This window comes from Sulfitobacter sp. HI0129 (assembly GCF_001635395.1).
In the GTDB taxonomy this organism is placed as follows: domain Bacteria; phylum Pseudomonadota; class Alphaproteobacteria; order Rhodobacterales; family Rhodobacteraceae; genus Sulfitobacter.
The window spans coordinates 1-3,108 of the sequence record NZ_LWGH01000858.1; the positions used below are offsets into that span (position 1 = coordinate 1).

Annotated in this window: 6 protein-coding genes; 1 reads left to right on the forward strand and 5 read right to left on the reverse strand. The window is 67.1% G+C overall.

Translation table 11 applies throughout. From position 1 onward, the window contains the following. Positions 1-213: hypothetical protein (locus A3764_RS20190; protein ID WP_150122329.1), on the forward strand; the 213-nt coding region annotated here is incomplete at its 5' end. 152 nt (positions 214-365) lie between these two features. Here the strand turns inward: A3764_RS20190 and A3764_RS20195 are convergent. The 5 genes from A3764_RS20195 to ccmA are packed head-to-tail and all read right to left on the reverse strand — an operon-like array spanning position 366 to position 3,106. Then, the gene (locus A3764_RS20195) at positions 366-914 is read right to left on the reverse strand and encodes a DsbE family thiol:disulfide interchange protein (RefSeq protein WP_067927867.1); all 549 of its coding nucleotides are present in this window, start codon (positions 912-914) and stop codon (positions 366-368) included. Continuing rightward, the gene (ccmD, locus tag A3764_RS20200) at positions 907-1,056 is read right to left on the reverse strand and encodes a heme exporter protein CcmD (RefSeq protein ID WP_201722152.1); all 150 of its coding nucleotides are present in this window, start codon (positions 1,054-1,056) and stop codon (positions 907-909) included. Before ccmD ends, A3764_RS20195 begins: the two co-directional genes overlap by 8 nt. Then, complete coding sequence (locus A3764_RS20205; RefSeq protein WP_067927869.1) at positions 1,056-1,790, reverse strand: heme ABC transporter permease; 735 nt, start codon at positions 1,788-1,790, stop codon at positions 1,056-1,058. The genes ccmD and A3764_RS20205 overlap by 1 nt, the downstream gene beginning before the upstream one ends. A 51-nt stretch (positions 1,791-1,841) precedes the next feature. Beyond that, on the reverse strand, positions 1,842-2,498 hold the full coding sequence (ccmB, locus tag A3764_RS20210) for a heme exporter protein CcmB (RefSeq protein ID WP_067927872.1): 657 nt from the start codon (positions 2,496-2,498) through the stop codon (positions 1,842-1,844). Beyond that, positions 2,495-3,106: a heme ABC exporter ATP-binding protein CcmA gene (ccmA, locus tag A3764_RS20215; protein ID WP_067952022.1), complete on the reverse strand. Its 612-nt coding sequence runs from the start codon at positions 3,104-3,106 to the stop codon at positions 2,495-2,497. The genes ccmB and ccmA overlap by 4 nt, the downstream gene beginning before the upstream one ends. Positions 3,107-3,108: the final 2 nt, after the last annotated feature.

Genomic DNA, 3,108 nt, shown 5'->3' on the forward strand with positions numbered 1-3,108 from the left:
GGGGATGAAACCGTCTCCATCAAGGGTCTCGACACGATCAAGCCGCTGCAGGAAGTGCCCTGCACCATCACCATGGCCGATGGCAGCACCAAGGACATCACCCTGAAGTGCCGCATCGATACGGCGATCGAGATCGAATACGTCGAACACGGCGGCGTGCTGCACTACGTGTTGCGCAACCTCGCGAAGGATCAGCCGGTCGCGGCGGAATAACCTTCCCGAAATACGAAAAGGCCCGCCAAGCGCGGGCCTTTTTCATTCCAGATGGCAGAAAATCCCCGCCGGAGGCCCCCGGCCCCGACAGGCGGGCCGCAAGCGTTGATCACCTTCGGTGAGGATTTTAGACCATTTGGAAGAAGCGTTGCCTACTTCGCCTCGGCGTCCAGTGCCGCACGGAAGGCGGGCAGGAAACGCTGTTCATAATCGCTGCCGACCAGCGGCCCCGCGAACCGGAAGAGCACCTTGCCCTCGCCATCCACGATGAACGTCTCCGGCGGGGCCGTGACGCCCCATTCGATCGCCGCCCGGCCCTGCGGGTCGAATCCCACCGCGAAGAAGGGATTCTCGCTCTCCTCCAGATAGCCCGCGGCGTTGACGGCCTTGTCCTTGAAGTTCACGCCGACGATCGGGACTCCGTCCGCCTGCAGGTCAAGCAGCTGGGGGTGTTCCGCGCGGCAGGGCGGGCACCAGCTCGCCCAGAAGTTCACCAGCGTCACATCCCCGGAACCCAGAGTCGCATCTGTCACCTCCGGATAAGGCGGAAGCGGTTCGCGCGGCAACGCGGGCGCGGGCTGGTCGATCAGGGTGGAGGGCAGCCCATCAGGGTCCTCGCGGAACATGCCGATGGCGGCAAGCCCGACAAAGGCGGCGAAGACCAGCGGCGGTGCCAGCATGAGCGGAGAGACTCTAGGCATCCCGCCCCTCCTCCGCCGCGCGCAACGCCGCTTTCGCCCGCCGGTCGCGTCGCAAGCTCATCCAGATCAGCACCGCGAGAAGCAGCAGCGATACCGCATAGGCGGAAAGCACCTCCGCCGCGTATTTTCCCAGTTCCGGCATCAGCCCCCCCGCCGTGCGCGTGCCAGCAGGGCGCGGGTGCGCCGCTGGCGGATTTCCGTCCCGGTGCGCAGGAAGACCAGCGCGATAAAGAGCAGCCCGAAGCCCACCATCGACAGCACCAGCGGATAGAAGAACACATCCGAAATGGTCCGCCCCCCGGTGGCCACCGGCACCGACGTGCCCTGGTGCAGCCCCTGATTCCAGAATTTCACCGCATACCGCGACAGCACCGCGAAAACCGAGCCGACAAGGCAGAGCACGGAGGTGAAATCCGCCGCCGTGTCCGGATCGTCGATCGCCGACCAGAGCGCGATATAGCCCAGATAGAACAGGAATAGGATCAGGAAGGATGTCAGCCGCGGATCCCATGCCCACCATGTGCCCCACATGGGCTGGCCCCAGATGGCCCCCGTGACCAGCGCGATCAGCGTCATCATCAGCCCGACCGGGGCGGCAGCCTTTGCCGCCAGCGCACTGACGTGGTGGCGACGGATCAGCCAGATGAGTGAGGCGACCAGCATCATGAACCACGCGTTGATGGCCATGAGGGCGGCGGGCACATGCAGATAGATGATCTTGACGGTGGAGCCCTGCCGCATGTCGTCCGGCGTGCCGAAGAACCCCCAGAGAAGACCCAGCGACAGCGATAGCCCCGCAGCGACCCAAAGCACCGGCTGCGCCTTCGCGCTGAGCCGGAGGAAACGGACCGGATTGGCGTATTCCCACAAAGACATGGTCGCTATCTACCCCGCCGGCCCCATGCGCTCAATGGTCAATCCGCCGCATCACCGCAGCCCCATGCGCAGCACGGCGGCAGAGGCGAAGGGCATGAGCGCCAGTGTCGCAAGGGTCAGCCCCGCCAGCATCAGCAGCGGCGTCGCCGCCTCCTGCCCCGTGGCGGCGCGGCGCGCGGCTTCGGCCCCGAAGATCAGCGTCGGCACATAGAGCGGCAGGACGAGCAGCGACAGAAGCAACCCCCCGCGCCTGACCCCCACGGTGAGGGCCGCGCCGAAAAGGCCGATGGTCGACAGCGCGGGGGTACCGAGCAGCAGCGCCCCGACGAGGACGGCATAACCGCTGACCGACAGGTTCAGCATCAGCCCCAGCACCGGCGCCGCGGCCACCAGCGGCAGCCCCGTGGTGATCCAATGGGCAAAGGCCTTGATACCCAGCGCCCCTTCGAGCGGCAGCGGAGCGGTTGCCAGAAGATCGAGCGTCCCGTCCTCGTGATCGAGCGCCAGTAACCGGTCGAGCGACAGCAGGCAGGCCAGCAGCGCCCCGAGCCACAGCACGCCGGGCGCGATCCGCGACAGCAGCGCCGGGTCAGGCCCGACCGCGAAGGGGACGAGCACGGTCACGATCAAAAAGAAAGCGAGGCCGAGGCCAAATCCCCCCCCGGCGCGCACGGCGAGCCTGAGATCCCGCAGCAACAGCGCCTTCACAGGAACGCCTCGTCGCTGGCCCCGGCGCGCAGGTCGGGTGCCGCGCGATACCGGGCGATGTCAAGCTCCTCCAGCGTCAGGCCCACGTCGATGTGGGTGGCCACGACCGCACTGCCGCCCCGCTGCAGATGCGCAGAGAGACTATCGGCGAAGAGGCTCCGCGCCTGTGTGTCGAGCGATACTGTAGGTTCATCCAGCGCCCAGATCGCGCGCCCGGTCACCAGCAGCCGCGCAAGGCCCAGCCGCCGCTTCTGCCCCGCCGAAAGCGTCCCCGCCGGGCGATCTGCCAGCCCGTGCAGGTCATAGGCGTCCATCGCGGGCGCGATGTCAGACGTGCCGAAAACATCGGCCCAGAAGGTCAGATTTTCGGTCACGCTCAGCATCGCCTTCAGCCCATCCGCATGTCCGGCATAGGCGATCGCCTCGCCCGCGCCGTGGATCTGCCCCGCGAGCGGCGGCTGCAAGCCTGCCAATGTACGCAACAGGGTCGTCTTGCCCGCCCCGTTGGGCCCGCGCAGCGCCAGCGCCGTGCCGGGACGCAGGGAAAAAGACAGCCCCGACAAAATCGGCACGCCGCCTCGGGCCACCGCCAGATCCTCCACCCGCAATG